This window comes from Belliella kenyensis, from assembly GCF_022549675.1.
Lineage (GTDB): Bacteria > Bacteroidota > Bacteroidia > Cytophagales > Cyclobacteriaceae > Belliella > Belliella kenyensis.
Genome location: NZ_JAKZGR010000001.1, coordinates 90,129 through 107,073 on the forward strand (window position 1 = coordinate 90,129; position 16,945 = coordinate 107,073).

The 16,945-nt window shown below is 36.7% G+C and carries 12 protein-coding genes and 1 CRISPR repeat array (1 of these 13 running past the window's edge); of the genes, 6 read left to right on the forward strand and 6 right to left on the reverse strand.

The features are described 5' to 3' along the window. Positions 1-109: 109 nt before the first annotated feature. From MM214_RS00360 to MM214_RS00385, 6 genes are all read right to left on the reverse strand, one after another. On the reverse strand, positions 110-1,048 hold the full coding sequence (locus MM214_RS00360) for a phosphoribosylaminoimidazolesuccinocarboxamide synthase (RefSeq protein WP_241290747.1): 939 nt from the start codon (positions 1,046-1,048) through the stop codon (positions 110-112). 105 nt (positions 1,049-1,153) lie between these two features. Next, a complete protein-coding gene (locus MM214_RS00365; protein ID WP_241290749.1) occupies positions 1,154-2,251 on the reverse strand; it encodes a toxin-antitoxin system YwqK family antitoxin in 1,098 nt (365 codons plus the stop codon). Between the two features lie 7 nt (positions 2,252-2,258). Then, positions 2,259-3,437 (reverse strand): acetyl-CoA C-acyltransferase, encoded by a 1,179-nt coding sequence (locus MM214_RS00370; protein ID WP_241290750.1) that lies wholly within the window; start codon positions 3,435-3,437, stop codon positions 2,259-2,261. Between the two features lie 247 nt (positions 3,438-3,684). Beyond that, the gene (locus MM214_RS00375; RefSeq protein WP_241290752.1) at positions 3,685-4,533 is read right to left on the reverse strand and encodes a hypothetical protein; all 849 of its coding nucleotides are present in this window, start codon (positions 4,531-4,533) and stop codon (positions 3,685-3,687) included. Positions 4,534-4,549: 16 nt separating this feature from the next. Further along, the gene (locus MM214_RS00380) at positions 4,550-5,515 is read right to left on the reverse strand and encodes a vWA domain-containing protein (RefSeq protein ID WP_241290754.1); all 966 of its coding nucleotides are present in this window, start codon (positions 5,513-5,515) and stop codon (positions 4,550-4,552) included. A gap of 28 nt (positions 5,516-5,543) precedes the next feature. Continuing rightward, a complete protein-coding gene (locus MM214_RS00385) occupies positions 5,544-6,074 on the reverse strand; it encodes a peptidylprolyl isomerase (RefSeq protein WP_241290756.1) in 531 nt (176 codons plus the stop codon). Between the two features lie 619 nt (positions 6,075-6,693). On the opposite strand from MM214_RS00385, the gene MM214_RS00390 reads away from it, so the two are divergent. The 6 genes from MM214_RS00390 to cas2 all read left to right on the forward strand — a co-directional run bounded on the left by MM214_RS00390 (position 6,694) and on the right by cas2 (position 14,757). After that, the gene (locus MM214_RS00390; RefSeq protein WP_241290758.1) at positions 6,694-7,164 is read left to right on the forward strand and encodes an HIRAN domain-containing protein; all 471 of its coding nucleotides are present in this window, start codon (positions 6,694-6,696) and stop codon (positions 7,162-7,164) included. 128 nt (positions 7,165-7,292) lie between these two features. Continuing rightward, positions 7,293-12,023 (forward strand): type II CRISPR RNA-guided endonuclease Cas9, encoded by a 4,731-nt coding sequence (gene cas9 / locus MM214_RS00395; RefSeq protein WP_241290759.1) that lies wholly within the window; start codon positions 7,293-7,295, stop codon positions 12,021-12,023. Between the two features lie 75 nt (positions 12,024-12,098). Beyond that, positions 12,099-12,713 (forward strand): plasmid pRiA4b ORF-3 family protein, encoded by a 615-nt coding sequence (locus MM214_RS00400; protein WP_241290761.1) that lies wholly within the window; start codon positions 12,099-12,101, stop codon positions 12,711-12,713. Between the two features lie 89 nt (positions 12,714-12,802). After that, positions 12,803-13,450: a hypothetical protein gene (locus MM214_RS00405; protein ID WP_241290763.1), complete on the forward strand. Its 648-nt coding sequence runs from the start codon at positions 12,803-12,805 to the stop codon at positions 13,448-13,450. 70 nt (positions 13,451-13,520) lie between these two features. After that, positions 13,521-14,417 (forward strand): type II CRISPR-associated endonuclease Cas1, encoded by an 897-nt coding sequence (gene cas1, locus MM214_RS00410; RefSeq protein ID WP_241290765.1) that lies wholly within the window; start codon positions 13,521-13,523, stop codon positions 14,415-14,417. Next, the gene (cas2, locus tag MM214_RS00415; RefSeq protein ID WP_241290767.1) at positions 14,410-14,757 is read left to right on the forward strand and encodes a CRISPR-associated endonuclease Cas2; all 348 of its coding nucleotides are present in this window, start codon (positions 14,410-14,412) and stop codon (positions 14,755-14,757) included. The genes cas1 and cas2 overlap by 8 nt, the downstream gene beginning before the upstream one ends. A gap of 130 nt (positions 14,758-14,887) precedes the next feature. Beyond that, positions 14,888-16,945: direct repeats of the CRISPR family, unit length 46 nt; unit sequence GCTGTGATTTCCATAGGAAGATACTAATTTGAAAGCAATTCACAAC (it continues 642 nt past the right edge of the window).

Genomic DNA, 16,945 nt, shown 5'->3' on the forward strand with positions numbered 1-16,945 from the left:
TAATTCTTGATTTGTTCTGCCAAAGATTATTTTTCATGAAAATGTTCAATCTTTGACCTTGTTTATTTTAAATTTATCTTGAATTGAAACCTGTTTACATGCAATTTGTTCACATTAAATGATCTAAAACAGCTTTTTCAATTCGTTTTTCTATTTCTAATGTTTCAGCTTTGACGAAAGTTTCTCCAGTTATTTTTTCAAATAGTTCGATGTACCTATCAGAAATTTCTTGAACAAATGCTGGTGGCATATCAGGTACTTGCTGTCCTTCTTTTCCTTGAAAACCATTTGAAATCAACCATTGTCTCACAAATTCTTTTGACAACTGTTTTTGAGGTAAACCTGCGGCTTGGTTTGCTTCATAGCGATCAGCGTAAAAGTACCTTGATGAATCAGGTGTATGTATTTCATCTATGAGGTAAATTTCACCATCATACTTTCCGAATTCATATTTTGTATCGACTAAGATAAGGCCTTTTTCAGCTGCGATCTCTGTGCCTCTGGCATATAGTGCATGGGTGTATTTTTCTAAAATCTGATAATCATCATGCGATACAATTCCTTTAGCTAATATCGACTCTTTGGATATATCTTCATCATGTCCTTCGTCTGCTTTTGTCGTAGGCGTGATGATAGGATGAGGAAGCTTATCGTTCTCTTTGAGACCATCTGGAAGCGCTACTCCGCAGATGGTTCGCTTTCCTGCTGCGTATTCTCTAGCAGCATGACCAGCCAAATATCCTCTGATGACCATCTCCACTTTGAAAGGTTCACATTTTTTACCCATAGTCACATTTGGATCAGGGTGGGAGGTGACCCAGTTGGGCACAATGTCGGAAGTAGCCTCAAGAAATTTTGCTGCAATTTGATTCAAAACTTGTCCTTTGTATGGAATTGGTTTTGGTAAAACTACGTCAAAAGCTGAAATCCGATCAGTAGCAATCACTACTATTGATTTTTCAAATTTGTATACGTCTCTGACTTTCCCCTTATAAAATCCTATCTGGTTAGGAAATCGAAACTTGGTCTCTTTTATTGCGCCTTTCATCTTGATGTTATTTGGACAAAAATAAAAAAAGCAAGTGGGAATAGAACTGGTTTTCTGATTTTAAATAAATTGTATCCCAAGCTTTTTTGATTATATGCCCATCATTTATTTTGTTTTTTCACTTACAAACTTCCCTTCTTTGAAGATACGCTCTATGACTATTTCTCCGATCTCATTGTATATCTTTTGGTTACCATGAACCATCCCTCTTACATAGGGTAGTTCCTCCTTGATTTTTCCATTTGGGTGATATACTTTGGTTGTTCCATGCTGTCGACCATTTTGATATAGAGCTACTTTTTTAATTTGATTTGATTCATAATAGGTATTGATCTTCTCGATGTTACTTAACCTATCATAAAAGATTTGTTCTTCGATTTGACCTGTAGGGAAGTAGCTTTCCGCTAGTCCTATAGGAAGTCCATTTTTATATTTGCTTTGTTCGGCAAGCTGCTCATTTTCATAGAAACTTTTGAATAGCCCATCTGGGTCCCCTCGCTTGTATTTTCCAATTTTAGCGATTTTTCCATTTTCATGAAATTGGATATACTCACCGTGCTGATAACCTGACTTGTAGTTGATCTTTGACTTGATTTTTCCAGATTCAAAATACATCCTCATGGTTCCATGAATCTGACCTTTTTTATAAGGAATAATTGATTTTGGAACTTCCCCTGCATGATATTGAAATTGATCTCCCTCTAGGATACCGCTTTTGAATTGCTTTCTTTCAAGGATTTCCCCATTTTCACTATAAATCAAAGTTTCACCATGAGGTTTGTTATTGGAGAAGTTGGCTTCTTGCTTTATGTTCCCATTAGGAAAATATGTCAACAACTTTCCCTCAATTTGATTTTCGTGGTAAGATACCTCTTGGATTTTATTCCCATCCTCGTCAAAGGTTGTTGAGATTCCTTCCTTCTTATCATTCAGATAATTTGTCAGTCGCAATGTATCTTGAGTACCTGGGAAAAAATCAACAAAAACCCCTTGTCTTTGGCCTGACTTAAATTGCCCTATTACAGCCAAGCTACCACTTTCATAATATAAACTGTATGCACCATCTCTTACACCACTCCTTTGTTCAAAGACCTCCTTGATTTTTAAATTTTCTTCTTCGTAGTATGTTTTTACTTGCTGATTTTGAGCGTGTAATACACCTATAATTGAAGTAAATAATAAGATGGTGAATAGCCTTATCATGATATATTTACAGCTTCTCGATAACTATGGCAGATGCACCTCCGCCTCCGTTGCAAATACCAGCTACTCCGATTTTACCGTTTTTTACTGTCAGCACAGTATGCAAAGTAGCAATGATTCTAGCTCCAGATGCTCCGAGTGGATGTCCTAAAGAGACAGCCCCACCAAAGACATTCAATTTATCATTGTCTAAGTTGAGCTGCTTTTTATTGGCTAGTGCTACAGCTGCAAATGCTTCGTTGATTTCATAAAAGTCTACATCATTCTCTGTCAGACCTGCATGCTTAATTGCTTTAGGAATAGCCAATGCTGGAGCAGTTGTAAACCATAGAGGATCTTGTGCAGCATCTGCAAAGCCCCTGATTTTTGCTATTGGCTTCAAGCCTAGCTCTTGAACTTTTTCTTTGGAAGCCAAAATCAATGCTGATGCTCCATCATTCATAGTAGAAGCATTGGCAGCAGTGACAGTACCTTCTTTATCAAATACAGGTCTCAAGCTGGCTATCTTATCAAACATTACATTCTTGTATTCCTCATCCTCGTCTATGACGATTTTCTCTCCTTTTCTACCAGTAATTTCTACAGGTATAACTTCATCTTTGAATACACCGTTTTTCCAAGATTCAGCTGATCTGTTGTAAGATTGGATGGCATATTCATCTTGATCTTCACGGCTAATTTTCATTTCTTTGGCTGTATTTTCTGCACAATTTCCCATTGGGAATTTGTTGTAAACTTCAAAAAGTCCATCTTTAGCTAATCCATCAACAAATTCAGCATTTCCGAATTTGTATCCAAACCTAGCTTTCGGTACATAGTAGGGCACATTGGACATACTTTCCATACCTCCCGCTACAACGATGTCATTTTGACCAGTCATGATGCTTTGTGCTGCAAACATTACTGCTTTCATCCCTGAAGAGCAAACTTTATTGATGGTGGTGCAAGGCACATTATAGCCTATGCCAGCCCCAACTGCTGCTTGCCTCGCTGGTGCTTGACCTAAGTTAGCAGAGAGTACATTTCCCATCAATACTTCATCCACGGATTCTGCTTTGACTCCACCTTTTTTCAAAGCCCCTTGGATAGCTATACTGCCTAATTCGGTGGCTGATAATCCTGATAACTTTCCTCCAAAGCTTCCTAATGGAGTTCTTACAGCTGCTACAATAAATACTTCTTTCATTGGGTTTATATTTAGGTTAGAATGTTTTAAAATTATAGGATTTTGAATTAGATAGTGGGGACTATGTCTCATATCTTTATTTAATCAGTACTTTGGGTACACATAAATTATAAATAATTGTGATTTGAGACGCATGACTAAACGCAACTATTTCACATCCAAATGATTGGGCTGGAAGGGACTTTATTCTTTATCCTTCTTTTAGTTTAATTCCGAGCTATCGGGACTAAGATTTTGAACCATAAAGCTACCATTCTGGCAACCCTCTTTCGGGTCTTTTCGTTGGATTCTTTCTGTTTTGCTGAATGTAACGCAGCTCTGCTGCATTCATCGCTTCTAGAATTTGGGCAGCTTGCTCTGGGGTCAAATTCATTTCTTTAAGCCGCTCTTTCAATTGTTCTTTTGCCTTTTCTCTGTCGCTCAGATCGCTTTCTAAATTGCTTTCTTTGTTTTCAGACTCTTCTTTTGATTGCTGCCCTTCCTTATCTTCTTTTTGTTCTGATTTAGATGCTTCATCTTCGTTGGTTTGTTCATCACCCTCACCATCCTTCTTATTTTCATCACTTTTGTCTTGCTTTTGATCTTCCTGATCTTGATTTTCTTGGTCATCTTGATTTTCATCATTTTCACCTTCTTGATCTTGCTGATTTTGATCAGGATTTTCTTCTAGCCACCTAGCCAGCAATTCATAATTGTAGCGAGCGGCTTCATTGCTTGGGTCTTTGATCAATGAAAATTTGAATGCTTCTAAAGCTTCTTCATATTGCTGATCTTGAGCTAGTAATATACCATTGTGATTGAATGAAAATGAAGCAATATATTTGTTTGCTGAACTGATCAAGGTAGTGAAGGTTCGCTGTGCTTCTTCTCTTTGATCATTGTTCATATAACTTAGGCCAAGGTTGAATTGAACTTCTGGCGAATCAATCTCAAAATCCGACATCAAAATAAGATGGTCTGCCACGGACTTTTCATAAGCTGCTGAAGCATAGCTTTCTTTGGCGGTTTTAATTGCCTTATTCATCTTAGTGATCAGAAGCCACGAACTTGGGATCAATAATAGAAGCAAAAATATGGTTCTAATAATAGCTATCATAATTGGCTTAATTCACTTATAGATTTATCGTTCTGAAAGGTAAAATCATATCTATTAATGCTAGGGCAAGACCTGCCAGGAGGAAATAGAAGTATTTATTGGCTGATGCTTCAATCATTCTACTACCAGTGACAGCGCCTTCTTGTCTTTCTATAGCAGCGATGAGGTTCGGGATTTCTTGATTTTCATCACTTAATTCAAAGTATCCTCCGTCAGTTTGGGCTGCCAAATACTTAAGACTAGAAGGATCTAATCTGGTAATTGCAGGTTGGTTAGTTTTAGGATCTATGATCAAGCTATTGCCTTTCGGGATGGTGCTACCTTGGGAGGTGCCTACGCCCAAGCTAAATATTTTAATTCCTTCATTGTTCAAATCATTGATGATAGCCCTGAAGTTTTCTCCAAAATCTTCTCCATCAGATATCAATACAATGGACTTGCTATTGGCTTCTGGCCTGTCATCACTGGTAAATTTACCCATAGCCAACTGGAGAGGTGCAAGAAGGTCAGTACCTTGATTTGGGACTAAGTTGGTGTTTAATCCATCGATATGAAGATTGATGACATTTTGGTCAAAAGTAAGAGGACATTGAATAAAAGCCTCGGAACTGAAAATAATCAAACCTAACCTATCTCCAGCAAACTGTTTGGCAAGATTTTTTAGTTCAAATTTTACTTTTTGGAGTCTACTCGGGCCGATATCGGTAGCATTCATGGATTGGGATAAATCTACTACAAAGTAAATGTCCTTACCTTCCTCTTTGATTTCCTTCATCGAAGTGCCTACAGAAGGGCCTGCTATTGCAATCAAAAACAAAGCAAAATAAGCAAGCCTTAGAAATAGCTTCAGGATCAATCTATGCTTCTTGACCTTAAGTTTTCTATTGATCAAATAAAATCTATACAAGTAAATGGCGTAGAGCAATCCGAATGCAATTGCCAGCCCTATTATTAATTTTCCGTCAGGATAAGCCCAAATCATGCCTTGAAATTATAAAATATTAACGAATTTACGAGTCGATTAATTTTTTGATTTCAGAATTTGTTAGATAAATTATGTTAATTTCCATACTTACAGGCTCTATTGGAAAGTCAAGTTCGTCTCTCTTGGAGAATACAATTTTGTCCACAACGTCCATGCCTTTAATGACTTGACCAAAAACAGTGTATTCATTATCGAGTCGATGCAGTCCGGCTTGATTGTGTACGATATAGAACTGACAAGTTGCTGATAGTTTTTCTGGATTATCATCTCTACCTGCACCCACTGCGCCATATACATGGGTAATTCCTTTGACAAATTCAGGTTCCAAAAGGTATTCTGGATCATTGAAACCTTGCTCAGTATCCGGACAGCCTGCTTGTGCCACGAAATTTGGAATAACCCGATTGAACGTCAATGAATCCCAATAATTATTTTCTGCTAAGTCAATAAAGCTTTGCTTGTGTTTGGGCGTCTCATTGAAAAGCTTGATGAAAATATCCCCCTGACTGGTCTTAATCAATCCAATTGCCTCTTTGCTTTGTGATTGGCTCTTCATTGAAAGCCCAAAGCAAAGACAGAGTAAAAGCCAAATTCTTATCATTCGGCTAATATAATAAAAGGAGGTAAACATTTTTCAGAAGAAACCAATTACAGTTGCCTCCAATTAAAAATATGGATATACGGAACATTGCCAATAACATTACAAAATCCTTATTTATCTAACTTCCGATATAAATTGATATTGGATATTTATGAATATTGACCATTAACAACCTGTTGAGCCAATGAATTGAAGTTACTGACAAAAAAAGCGTATCATCAGTTTAAAAAATATGTTTTAATGGATTTCATGTCAAGCTTAATGCTTTTCATTTTTATTTTTAAAGATAGGGGTTTTAGTAAGTTTTGAGACAATTGGTGTCAATAATGGGATTTACACTGATTAGGCTATTTTTTTATAATAAATTTAGTGTTAGTTTAGGAGATGGTTATTTTAGTTTTCCATAATACACTGAAATTTAAATATTTGAAATCAAACTTTTTGTTTGTTTTATTTCGAAGATAGTAATTTACTCAAAACTACGCAAAGTGAATTTTGATTGATATAGGTGCAATTGAAATGGTGTTAGATGATGTAAGAAAAGTAAGTTTATAAGTTAAACAATATAGGAATAATGAAAAGGAAGGAATTTTTAAAGGTATTTGGATTAGCGAGTACAGGGGTTTTGTTGCCTGAAGTATCAAGTGCAAAGGGTTCTCCAGAAGCTTTCCATATGAGAGATGTTAAGGTATATGATAATTACTTGAAAGGAATCCAGTATTACGATTTTTCTAAGATTTTTAAAGATATTAAGGTAGGGAATGAGCTAGAGATAGAGAGGTTTCCAAACCATAAATTTGACAAGTTTGCAGTAGGCATCAGAAGAGGGGAGAATTTTCTAGGATATATACCAGCATATGAGAACATCGTATTGGCAAATCTCCTAGATGCGGGAGTACCACTGTACGCAAAAATCACTACTCTTGATTCCTACCGAAGTGTAGGAGTAGGCATCTGGGTTTCCCTCGTTACAACGCAACACGAATCCATAGAACCCTTGACAAACCAACCGGCAGATGATGTGGAAGATTGGTATAGGAGGTAAAAAACGACCCCGAATGATAAGATCAATCGGGGCCCTTTTAAATGTTTTCACAACGGAATAATCCTTATTGTGAATTGCTTCAAATTAGTATTTCAAAGATAATAGATAAACTCAAAAATAAAAATATTATGAAAAGGATTTTAGGATTGGATTTGGGGACAAATAGTATAGGGTGGGCTTTGGTGGAGCAAAACTTCGATGAGAAGAAAGGTAAAATACTTGGTATGGGGAGTCGGATTATTCCGATGGATGCAGGTGAAATGGGAAAATTTGCCGAAGGAGGTGTTATCTCCAAAACTGCTGAACGAACGGGTTATAGAAGCGCAAGAAAACGCTACGAACGAAGTCATCTACGTAGAGAACGGCTGCATAGAGTGCTGAATATTTTAGGTTTTTTGCCTGAACATTATGCCAATGACATTGATTTTGAAAAGCGTTTCGGGAAGTTTAAAGACGAAATCGAAACCAAATTGGCTTGGAGACCTAGCGGCAAAAAGGAAAATGGCAAAGATAAATTTGAGTTTTTGTTTCAAAAGTCTTTCATCGAAATGGTGGAAGATTTTAAGGCTTATGGGCGAGATTTGAAAATTCCCTACGATTTGACCATTTACTATTTGCGAAAAAAAGCTCTTACCCAAAAGATAGAGAAAAAAGAGTTGGCCTGGCTGATTTTGAATTTTAACCAAAAACGGGGGTATTATCAATTGCGGGGCGAGGAGGAAGATATAAACGAGAATGTAAAAGAATTTGTAATTGCTTTAACCATTACAAAAATTGAGAAGGGTGAAGTAGATAAGAAAAACGACAAACGGACTTGGTACAAATTGACTTTGAGTAATGGGTGGGAATATTCTGCAACTTTTACTACCGAACCTAATTGGTTAAACGCAGAAAAAGAATTTTTGGTGGTGGAAGAATATGACGACAACGGCAAAATTAAAATTATAAAAGATAAAAAGACAGACACAACTGGGAGAGAAAAAAGGCGGATTTCCATTTTGCCAACATTTGAGGAAATTGACCTCATGGCAAAAAAAGACCAAGACAAAATTTATGGTAAAATAAAAACACGAACCGAAGTAACCATCAGCAATAGTGGGACAACAGTTGGTGAATATATTTACAACACTTTGCTAAAAAATCCTAAGCAAAAAATCAGAGGAAAATTAGTGCGAACCATAGAACGTAAATTTTACAAAGATGAATTGAAACAGATTTTAGAAAAGCAAATCGCCTTACAACCCGAATTGTTTACGGAAGATTTGTACAATGCTTGTGTTCGTGAATTGTACAAAAGCAATGATGTGCACCAACAGCAACTTAGTGCTAAAAATAGTTTTGTTCATCTGTTTTTAAACGATATCATTTTTTATCAACGTCCGCTCAAAAGCCGAAAGTCAAGTATCGGGAATTGTTCGTTGGAGTTCAGGTTGCATAAAATCAACAAAAAGGACGACAAAGGAAATCCGATAAAAGATTCATATGAAAAAGATATAAACGGAAAAGACGTTGAAGTAAAAGATTACCTGAAAGCCATTCCGAAATCCAACCCGTACTACCAGGAATTTAGAGTTTGGCAATGGCTGTACAACTTAAAAATTTACACCAAAAAAGACGATGCCGATGTGACAGAACAATTTATCGAATCGGTGGAAGATTTGGAGAAATTGTTTGAGTTTCTAATGAGTAAAAAAGAGGTTAATCACCTTGATATTTTAACCCATTTTATTGAGCCTATTGTAAGAGAAAAATTCCCTAGTGCTAAGTCTAAAGCGTTTAAAACAGAGCTAACAAAAGAAATTGCCAAGTACCGCTGGAACTATGTGTTTGACGATTCAAAGGATAAGGAAGAAGACAAATCCAAAAGATATCCGATGAACGAAACGGGTTATGAAATCCGTAGACGAATAGAAAAGGTAGAAAACGTTTCTGCCAACTTCTTAACAAGAGAAATTGAACAACAACTTTGGCACATCATCTACTCGGTTTCAGACCCGAAAGAGTTTGAAAAGGCAATTGAAAAATTTGCCGTTAAACACCATTTAAACACGATTTCATTTGTAGAAAATTTTAAAAATTTCAAACCCTTTAAAAGCGATTATGGTCAATATTCTGAAAAAGCCCTCAAAAAAATATTGTCCTTAATGCGAGTTGGCAAATATTGGAAATGGGAAGCTATTGACTCCAAAACACAAGCCCGAATTGACAAACTACTCACGGGCGAATTTGATGAAGAAATACAAAATCGAGTTCGTGAAAAGGCTGTCAATTTAACGGAACAAAATCATTTTCAAGGTTTACAACTTTGGTTAGCACAATATGTAGTATATGACCGTCATTCGGAAGCTTCTGATATTGGAAAATGGTCTTCTGTTGAAAGTTTAGAAAAATACCTTGAAGAATTTAAGCAACATTCACTTGGCAACCCGATAGTAGAGCAAGTGATTACAGAAACGCTTCGTGTGGTAAAGGACATTTGGAAACATTATGGTAAGGGAACGGAAAATTTCTTTTCTGAAATTCACGTGGAACTCGGTAGGGAAATGAAAAATACGGCGGATGAACGCAAACGCTTAACAAGTATTGTTTCTGATAATGAAAGTACTAATCTTCGTATTAAATCAATGCTATTAGAGTTTGAAAACGATGATTATTTTAAAAATCAAGAGAATTATAAAAATGACAAAGGAGAAACACCTGATCTTTACAGTAAAGGTAATAATCCTGTAAGAGCATACTCACCTTCCCACCAAGAAATTTTGAAAATCTATGAAGATGGTGCATTGAGCAAATATTCAGAAATAGAACTCAAAAACGAAAATTTTAAAAATGCAGGCAGAGAAGAAGCGAAAAATGTGTACGAAGTATCAAGAAAAGCAAATCCCACAAAAGCAGAAATTACTCGCTATAAACTGTGGTTAGAACAGAAATACCAATCGCCCTATACTGGACAAATGATCCCGTTGAGCAAGTTGTTTACTCCGGCTTATGAAATAGAACATATCATTCCACAGAGCCGCTATTTTGATGACAGTTTGAGCAATAAAGTAATTTGCGAGACGGAAGTAAACAAACTAAAAGACAATCAACTTGGGTTGGAGTTTATTAAAAATCATTTTGGGCAAAAAGTAACGATTGAAGGCAACCGAGAAGTTCCTATTTTTACCGAAGAACAGTATAAAAGTTTCATTGACGAACATTACGCCAAAAACAAAGCTAAACGCACCAAATTGTTGTTGGAAGAAATTCCAGACAAGATGATTGCCCGTCAAATGAACGACACCCGCTATATCAGCAAGTTTGTTTCGCAAGTTTTATCAAATATTGTACGTGCCGATAAAGACGATGACGGAATAAATTCAAAAAACCTCATTCCGGGCAACGGAAAAATAACATCAACCTTAAAACAAGATTGGGGCTTAAACAATGTGTGGAATGTACTTATTTTGCCACGATTTGAGCGAATGAATATTCTTACAAACACAACCGATTTTACCGCAACAAACAAGGAAGGTCACGCCATTCCTGCCATTCCGTTAGAACTTTCAAAAGGTTTCCAAAAGAAACGCATTGACCACCGCCACCACGCATTAGATGCATTGGTAATTGCTTGTGCTACGAGAAGCCACGTAAACTATCTGAATAACACATCAGCAAAAGCAGAAGACTTAATAAATGAAGAGAGGAAGAAAAAACAATTAGAACAAAGGAATAAGTTAAAAAACAGTCTGTGCTTCAAAACCAAGCCTGATGAAAAAGGAAATTATAAGTGGGTTTTCAAAAAGCCTTGGGAAAACTTTACGGTTGATGCCAAAAACGAATTGGAGAGAATTGTAGTGAGTTTCAAGCAAAACCTTCGTGTCATAAACAAAGCCACCAACAAATATGAGAAAATAGAAAACGGTAAAAAAGTACTAGTGGAGCAAAAAGGCTTGAATTGGGCGATTAGGAAACCAATGCATAAAGAAACTGTATCGGGTTTGGTTAACTTGCCGAGAATAAAAGTTCCAAAGGGGAAAATAATAACAGCTACACGTAAAAGTTTAGATACTTCGTTTAATTCAAACAGCATAGAAAATATTACAGATACTGGGATTCAAAAAATTCTGATAAATCATTTAGAAACATATGATGAGCCTAAAATCGAAATCGAAGGAAAGGATATTTCCGACAGAATTTTAAAAAGAAAAGAGTTAATCAAGAAGAAAGAGTTGGTTGAACACCCTGAATTGGCTTTTTCTCCTGAAGGGGTCGAAGAAATGAATAAAAATATCAGGAAACTCAATGACGGTAAAGCACATTACTCTATTTTTAAAGTACGTACATTCGAACTAGGAAGTAAATTCCAAGTAGGACAAACAGGCAACAAAAAAGCCAAATATGTAGAAGCCGCCAAAGGTACAAATCTGTTTTTTGCTGTTTATTGGGACGAAAAGAAACAAAAACGTGGTTATGAAACCATTTCGCTAAATGAAGTGATAGAACGTCAAAAGCAAGGCTTGAGTTCTGCGCCTGAAACCAACGGAAAAGGAGACCAGTTTTTATTTCATCTCTCACCAAACGACTTGGTTTACGTGCCAACACTTGACGAATTACAAAACAATATCAATATTGATTTTGGTAATCTGACGAAAGAGCAGGTAGACAGGATTTACAAAATGGTTAGTAGTACAGGAAGTGAATGCCATTTTGTACGTATTGACATTGCATCATTGATAAAAAGTTATGATGCAAAAAGTAAAATCGGTGAGCTTGGAAGTTTAAATAAATTAGAAACTACTATGGATATTTCTGAAAGAATTAAAGAAGTCTGCATCAAACTCAAAGTAGATAGACTCGGGAACATTTCAAAAGCATAAACTATATTAAGTAATATATCCACCTCCAAACCCTTGAGGGGTTAAAGATTGGAAACGTTACAAAAGGATAAAACAATGGCTCACAAACTAAAAATAGAACTGGACTTCACCGACCCCAAAATCTATAGGACGGTAATCGTACCAGAGCAGTTCACTTTTCATGACTTGCATATCGTAATACAGTGCGTGATGAATTGGGAAAATGCCCATTTATACCAGTTTAATCTGGGGCAACCTTATTCCAGTGATATTACCGCCTTATCCCTTGGAGATGAAGATGATTTTGATGCTATTTTCGGTAAAAGGTTTGAGAGATTTGATTCCGAAAAGACCTATTTGTCCGATTTTTTTAATGGACAAAAAAAGAAAGTCGCCTACATCTACGATTTTGGTGATGACTGGTTTCATACCATCAAAGTTTTGAACAAGCCCCAAGAAGAAGTGATGATACCCCGATGCATTAAGGGTGAAAATGCAGCACCTTTTGACGATTGCGGTGGCATTCCTGGATTTTATGAGATATTGGAGGTAATGGAAAAGAAAAGAAAAAGTCCTGAAGATAAAGAGCTGCTCGAATGGTGCGGTATCCCTAAAGGTAAAACTTACGAGAATATATATGGCTTTGATATAGACTGGGCAAACCAAGCTTTGCGTGAGGTTTTCGGACGCTCTGGAGGTGAGGGTGAATAGAGCCCTTCAAGGGTTCAAAACCCTTGAAGGGCTGGAACCAAGCATGATAGCGGCGATCATTTAAATGAAATCGATAATAATTAGATAGTATGCAAGACAAACAAGCCATATTGTATCCAGAAGGAACCTATCATATCTACAATAGGGCAAATGGAAGTGAGCAAATGTTTTTGTCTGAGGATAATTATGGATACTTTTTAAGTAAGTATAATGGTTATATTTCTCGAGTTTCCAACACCTTATGCTATTGTTTGATGCCTAATCACTTTCATTTTCTGGTGAGGATAAAAGGGGAAAAAGATATCATAGATGAGATATTGAAAAAGGGAGGGGCAAGTGCCAAAACCCTTCAAGGGTTCAGAACCCTTGAAGGGTTTGATCGGCAGAAAATCATATCCTCTTTTCTTTCACTTCAATTTTCACATTTATTCAATAGTTACACGCAAGCTTTTAATAAACAGATAGGTAGAAAGGGCAGCCTATTCATGCATCCATTCAAAAGAAAATTGATACAGGATGAAAAATACTTGAGAAAACTGATCCATTACATACATTATAATCCGATTGAAGCAGGTTTGACTAAAAGCCTAGAAGGATGGAAATATTCCTCCTATAATGCAATTGTATCAAGATCAGAAACCAGATTGCAAAGAGAGGAGGTACTTGGTTACTTTGATAACCTTGAAAATTTCATTTATTGCCATAAATCCCCTCCCAATGTATCTGGAATGGAATAAGCAGCTCAAAGCCATAAGCCCTTCAAGGGTTTTGAACCCTTGAAGGGCTAGTAACAATATCAGCAAGACCATGATCAAACGCACCCTCTTCTTCGGCAACCCTGCCTACCTCAGCACCAAAAACGAGCAGCTGCATATCAGTTTTCCTGAAGAGGATAAGGCGGATAGGGCAGTTCCCATAGAAGACTTGGGAATGATCGTACTGGAAAATCAGCAGATTACTATCACGAATGGCTTATTAGCCAAACTCACCGATAGAAAAGTAGCCATTGTCTCTTGCAATGCCCAACACCTGCCTGAAGGCCTGCTGCTACCGATGCAGGGGCATTCAGAACAAACAGAGCGGGTTCGCTATCAATTAGAGGCTTCTCAACCATTGAAAAAGAACCTTTGGCAACAGACCGTAACCGCAAAAATCAAAAATCAATATGCGCTTTTGCAAGAAAAAGGGAAGGAGTCCAAACGGATGGAGTACCTGTACAAAAATGTAAATTCTGGAGATTCCGGTAATCACGAAGCTCAGGCAGCTGCTATTTATTGGCAGGAATTGTTTGAAATCCCTGATTTCAATAGAGGACAAATGGGAATTCCCCCGAATAATTTATTGAATTATGGCTATGCCATTTTAAGAGCGGTGATTGCGAGGGCCTTGGTTTCTTCCGGGATGCTTCCTGGAGTGGGGATTTGGCATCGAAACAAATACAATGCATACTGCCTGGCAGATGATATTATGGAACCATACAGGCCTTATGTAGATTTGGTGGTATCCCATATCGTAGAGACTCAGGATGAATATTCAGAGTTGACCACTGAACTCAAAAAGGAGTTATTGAGTATTCCTGCTTTGGATGTAAATATAGACGGGCAAAAAAGTCCTTTGATGGTAGCAGCCTCAAGAACCACAACTTCCTTATTTGAGTGTTTTGCGGGAATTAGCAGGAAAATCATTTACCCAGAATATGGATGAGAAATATTATTCAAGGCTTAATCAGTACAGAAGTTTGTGGGTTTTAGTTTTCTTTGACCTGCCCACCGAAACCCGCAAGGATAGAAAAGTTGCTACTTCTTTCCGAAAGAAATTGCTGGATGATGGTTTTGCGATGTTTCAGTTTTCCATTTATATGCGATTTTGTGCCAGTAGGGAAAATGCCGAGGTGCATATCAAGCGAACCAAAAAAAATCTTCCCCCTAAAGGAAAAGTTGGGATCATGTCAATTACAGACAAACAATTTGGGATGATGGAGATATTTTATGGTACCAAACAACAAGATACAGAACCACCGTCTCAACAGTTGGAATTGTTTTAGTATTTAGGGCAGACCTGTCAGGTTTTAAAAACCTGACAGGTCTTTCTTTTTCAACCCCAAAAACCATCTGTTTTTATTTTTCTAATTATACACGTAAAAAACAGCATACCAACCACTTATCGTGGGGTATGCTGTGATTTCCATAGGAAGATACTAATTTGAAAGCAATTCACAACAACCAGGTAATTGAATCCTTCAATCACCTTGCTGTGATTTCCATAGGAAGATACTAATTTGAAAGCAATTCACAACAGTTAGTGCAGTGGTTAAAAGCCCCCACTGCTGTGATTTCCATAGGAAGATACTAATTTGAAAGCAATTCACAACTATAGTTAAAAGACCATCTAAATACTTCTAGCTGTGATTTCCATAGGAAGATACTAATTTGAAAGCAATTCACAACCTTTTCTTAGTTCCTCTTCGAAATATTCTAGCTGTGATTTCCATAGGAAGATACTAATTTGAAAGCAATTCACAACCCTTAGCCCAATAAACAATATATTCTTGCCGCTGTGATTTCCATAGGAAGATACTAATTTGAAAGCAATTCACAACACTTATCTACCAGTTCTTGTGCTTTTTCTTGCTGTGATTTCCATAGGAAGATACTAATTTGAAAGCAATTCACAACAGTACCTGAGATCAAGGAATCTTTGATCCTGCTGTGATTTCCATAGGAAGATACTAATTTGAAAGCAATTCACAACGGCCAGGTTTGTTTATTTTTATGCTTAACGCTGTGATTTCCATAGGAAGATACTAATTTGAAAGCAATTCACAACACCTTGTACTCAAAATCTTCAATCGCTTGAGCTGTGATTTCCATAGGAAGATACTAATTTGAAAGCAATTCACAACTAACATCAAAATAAACTATCCGCTGGTACAGCTGTGATTTCCATAGGAAGATACTAATTTGAAAGCAATTCACAACTAAGTAAGATAATTCATAGTTATTAACGTGCTGTGATTTCCATAGGAAGATACTAATTTGAAAGCAATTCACAACGATTCCATGATTTTTTTTATTCTATTCATAGCTGTGATTTCCATAGGAAGATACTAATTTGAAAGCAATTCACAACAGGGATATACTTTCACGCTTCCAGATGCGAGCTGTGATTTCCATAGGAAGATACTAATTTGAAAGCAATTCACAACGTGTTATTGATAAATCAAAGTACGTAATTAGCTGTGATTTCCATAGGAAGATACTAATTTGAAAGCAATTCACAACGCTCCGAATAAGTTCTAAAAAGTTTGTTAGGCTGTGATTTCCATAGGAAGATACTAATTTGAAAGCAATTCACAACTATAATAGTCTATAAAGCCTTCATCCTCAGCTGTGATTTCCATAGGAAGATACTAATTTGAAAGCAATTCACAACTCAAGTCAGCCTTTACAAATGCCTTTCTATGCTGTGATTTCCATAGGAAGATACTAATTTGAAAGCAATTCACAACAAGATGGATGAAGTACCGTGAAGGATTCACGCTGTGATTTCCATAGGAAGATACTAATTTGAAAGCAATTCACAACGCTCTGACCAAGTTACTTTCCTGTCTTTATGCTGTGATTTCCATAGGAAGATACTAATTTGAAAGCAATTCACAACAACCTTCAGGAAGATCAAGACCTTTGTCATGCTGTGATTTCCATAGGAAGATACTAATTTGAAAGCAATTCACAACCAGCTTGATTACGTGCTTTTTCTTCTTTGTGCTGTGATTTCCATAGGAAGATACTAATTTGAAAGCAATTCACAACTAGCCACAAATTTAATATCAAGCTCTGGAAGCTGTGATTTCCATAGGAAGATACTAATTTGAAAGCAATTCACAACATAGAGGAGATCACCAGGGCGGCCATAGGGCTGTGATTTCCATAGGAAGATACTAATTTGAAAGCAATTCACAACGGATATCTGTTTCAGTCCTGTATCTGATATGCTGTGATTTCCATAGGAAGATACTAATTTGAAAGCAATTCACAACTAACCAAACTCTTTCACTCAGGAGAAAAAAGCTGTGATTTCCATAGGAAGATACTAATTTGAAAGCAATTCACAACCCCCAGAGCTGCTAAAAGAAAGAATAGATGGCTGTGATTTCCATAGGAAGATACTAATTTGAAAGCAATTCACAACTGGGCAATACTTCACATATCACACCTACAGGCTGTGATTTC

Excerpts from the sequence above, each read along its gene's own strand:
- MM214_RS00365 (WP_241290749.1), bottom strand. The coding sequence starts at position 2,251 with ATGATAAGGCTATTCACCATCTTATTATTTACTTCAATTATAGGTGTA.
- cas2 (WP_241290767.1), top strand. The coding sequence starts at position 14,410 with ATGGATGAGAAATATTATTCAAGGCTTAATCAGTACAGAAGTTTGTGG.
- MM214_RS00380 (WP_241290754.1), bottom strand. The coding sequence starts at position 5,515 with ATGATTTGGGCTTATCCTGACGGAAAATTAATAATAGGGCTGGCAATT.
- MM214_RS00405 (WP_241290763.1), top strand. The coding sequence starts at position 12,803 with ATGCAAGACAAACAAGCCATATTGTATCCAGAAGGAACCTATCATATC.
- MM214_RS00385 (WP_241290756.1), bottom strand. The coding sequence starts at position 6,074 with ATGAAGAGCCAATCACAAAGCAAAGAGGCAATTGGATTGATTAAGACC.
- MM214_RS00400 (WP_241290761.1), top strand. The coding sequence starts at position 12,099 with ATGGCTCACAAACTAAAAATAGAACTGGACTTCACCGACCCCAAAATC.
- cas9 (WP_241290759.1), top strand. The coding sequence starts at position 7,293 with ATGAAAAGGATTTTAGGATTGGATTTGGGGACAAATAGTATAGGGTGG.
- MM214_RS00360 (WP_241290747.1), bottom strand. The coding sequence starts at position 1,048 with ATGAAAGGCGCAATAAAAGAGACCAAGTTTCGATTTCCTAACCAGATA.
- MM214_RS00370 (WP_241290750.1), bottom strand. The coding sequence starts at position 3,437 with ATGAAAGAAGTATTTATTGTAGCAGCTGTAAGAACTCCATTAGGAAGC.
- MM214_RS00375 (WP_241290752.1), bottom strand. The coding sequence starts at position 4,533 with ATGATAGCTATTATTAGAACCATATTTTTGCTTCTATTATTGATCCCA.
- MM214_RS00390 (WP_241290758.1), top strand. The coding sequence starts at position 6,694 with ATGAAAAGGAAGGAATTTTTAAAGGTATTTGGATTAGCGAGTACAGGG.
- cas1 (WP_241290765.1), top strand. The coding sequence starts at position 13,521 with ATGATCAAACGCACCCTCTTCTTCGGCAACCCTGCCTACCTCAGCACC.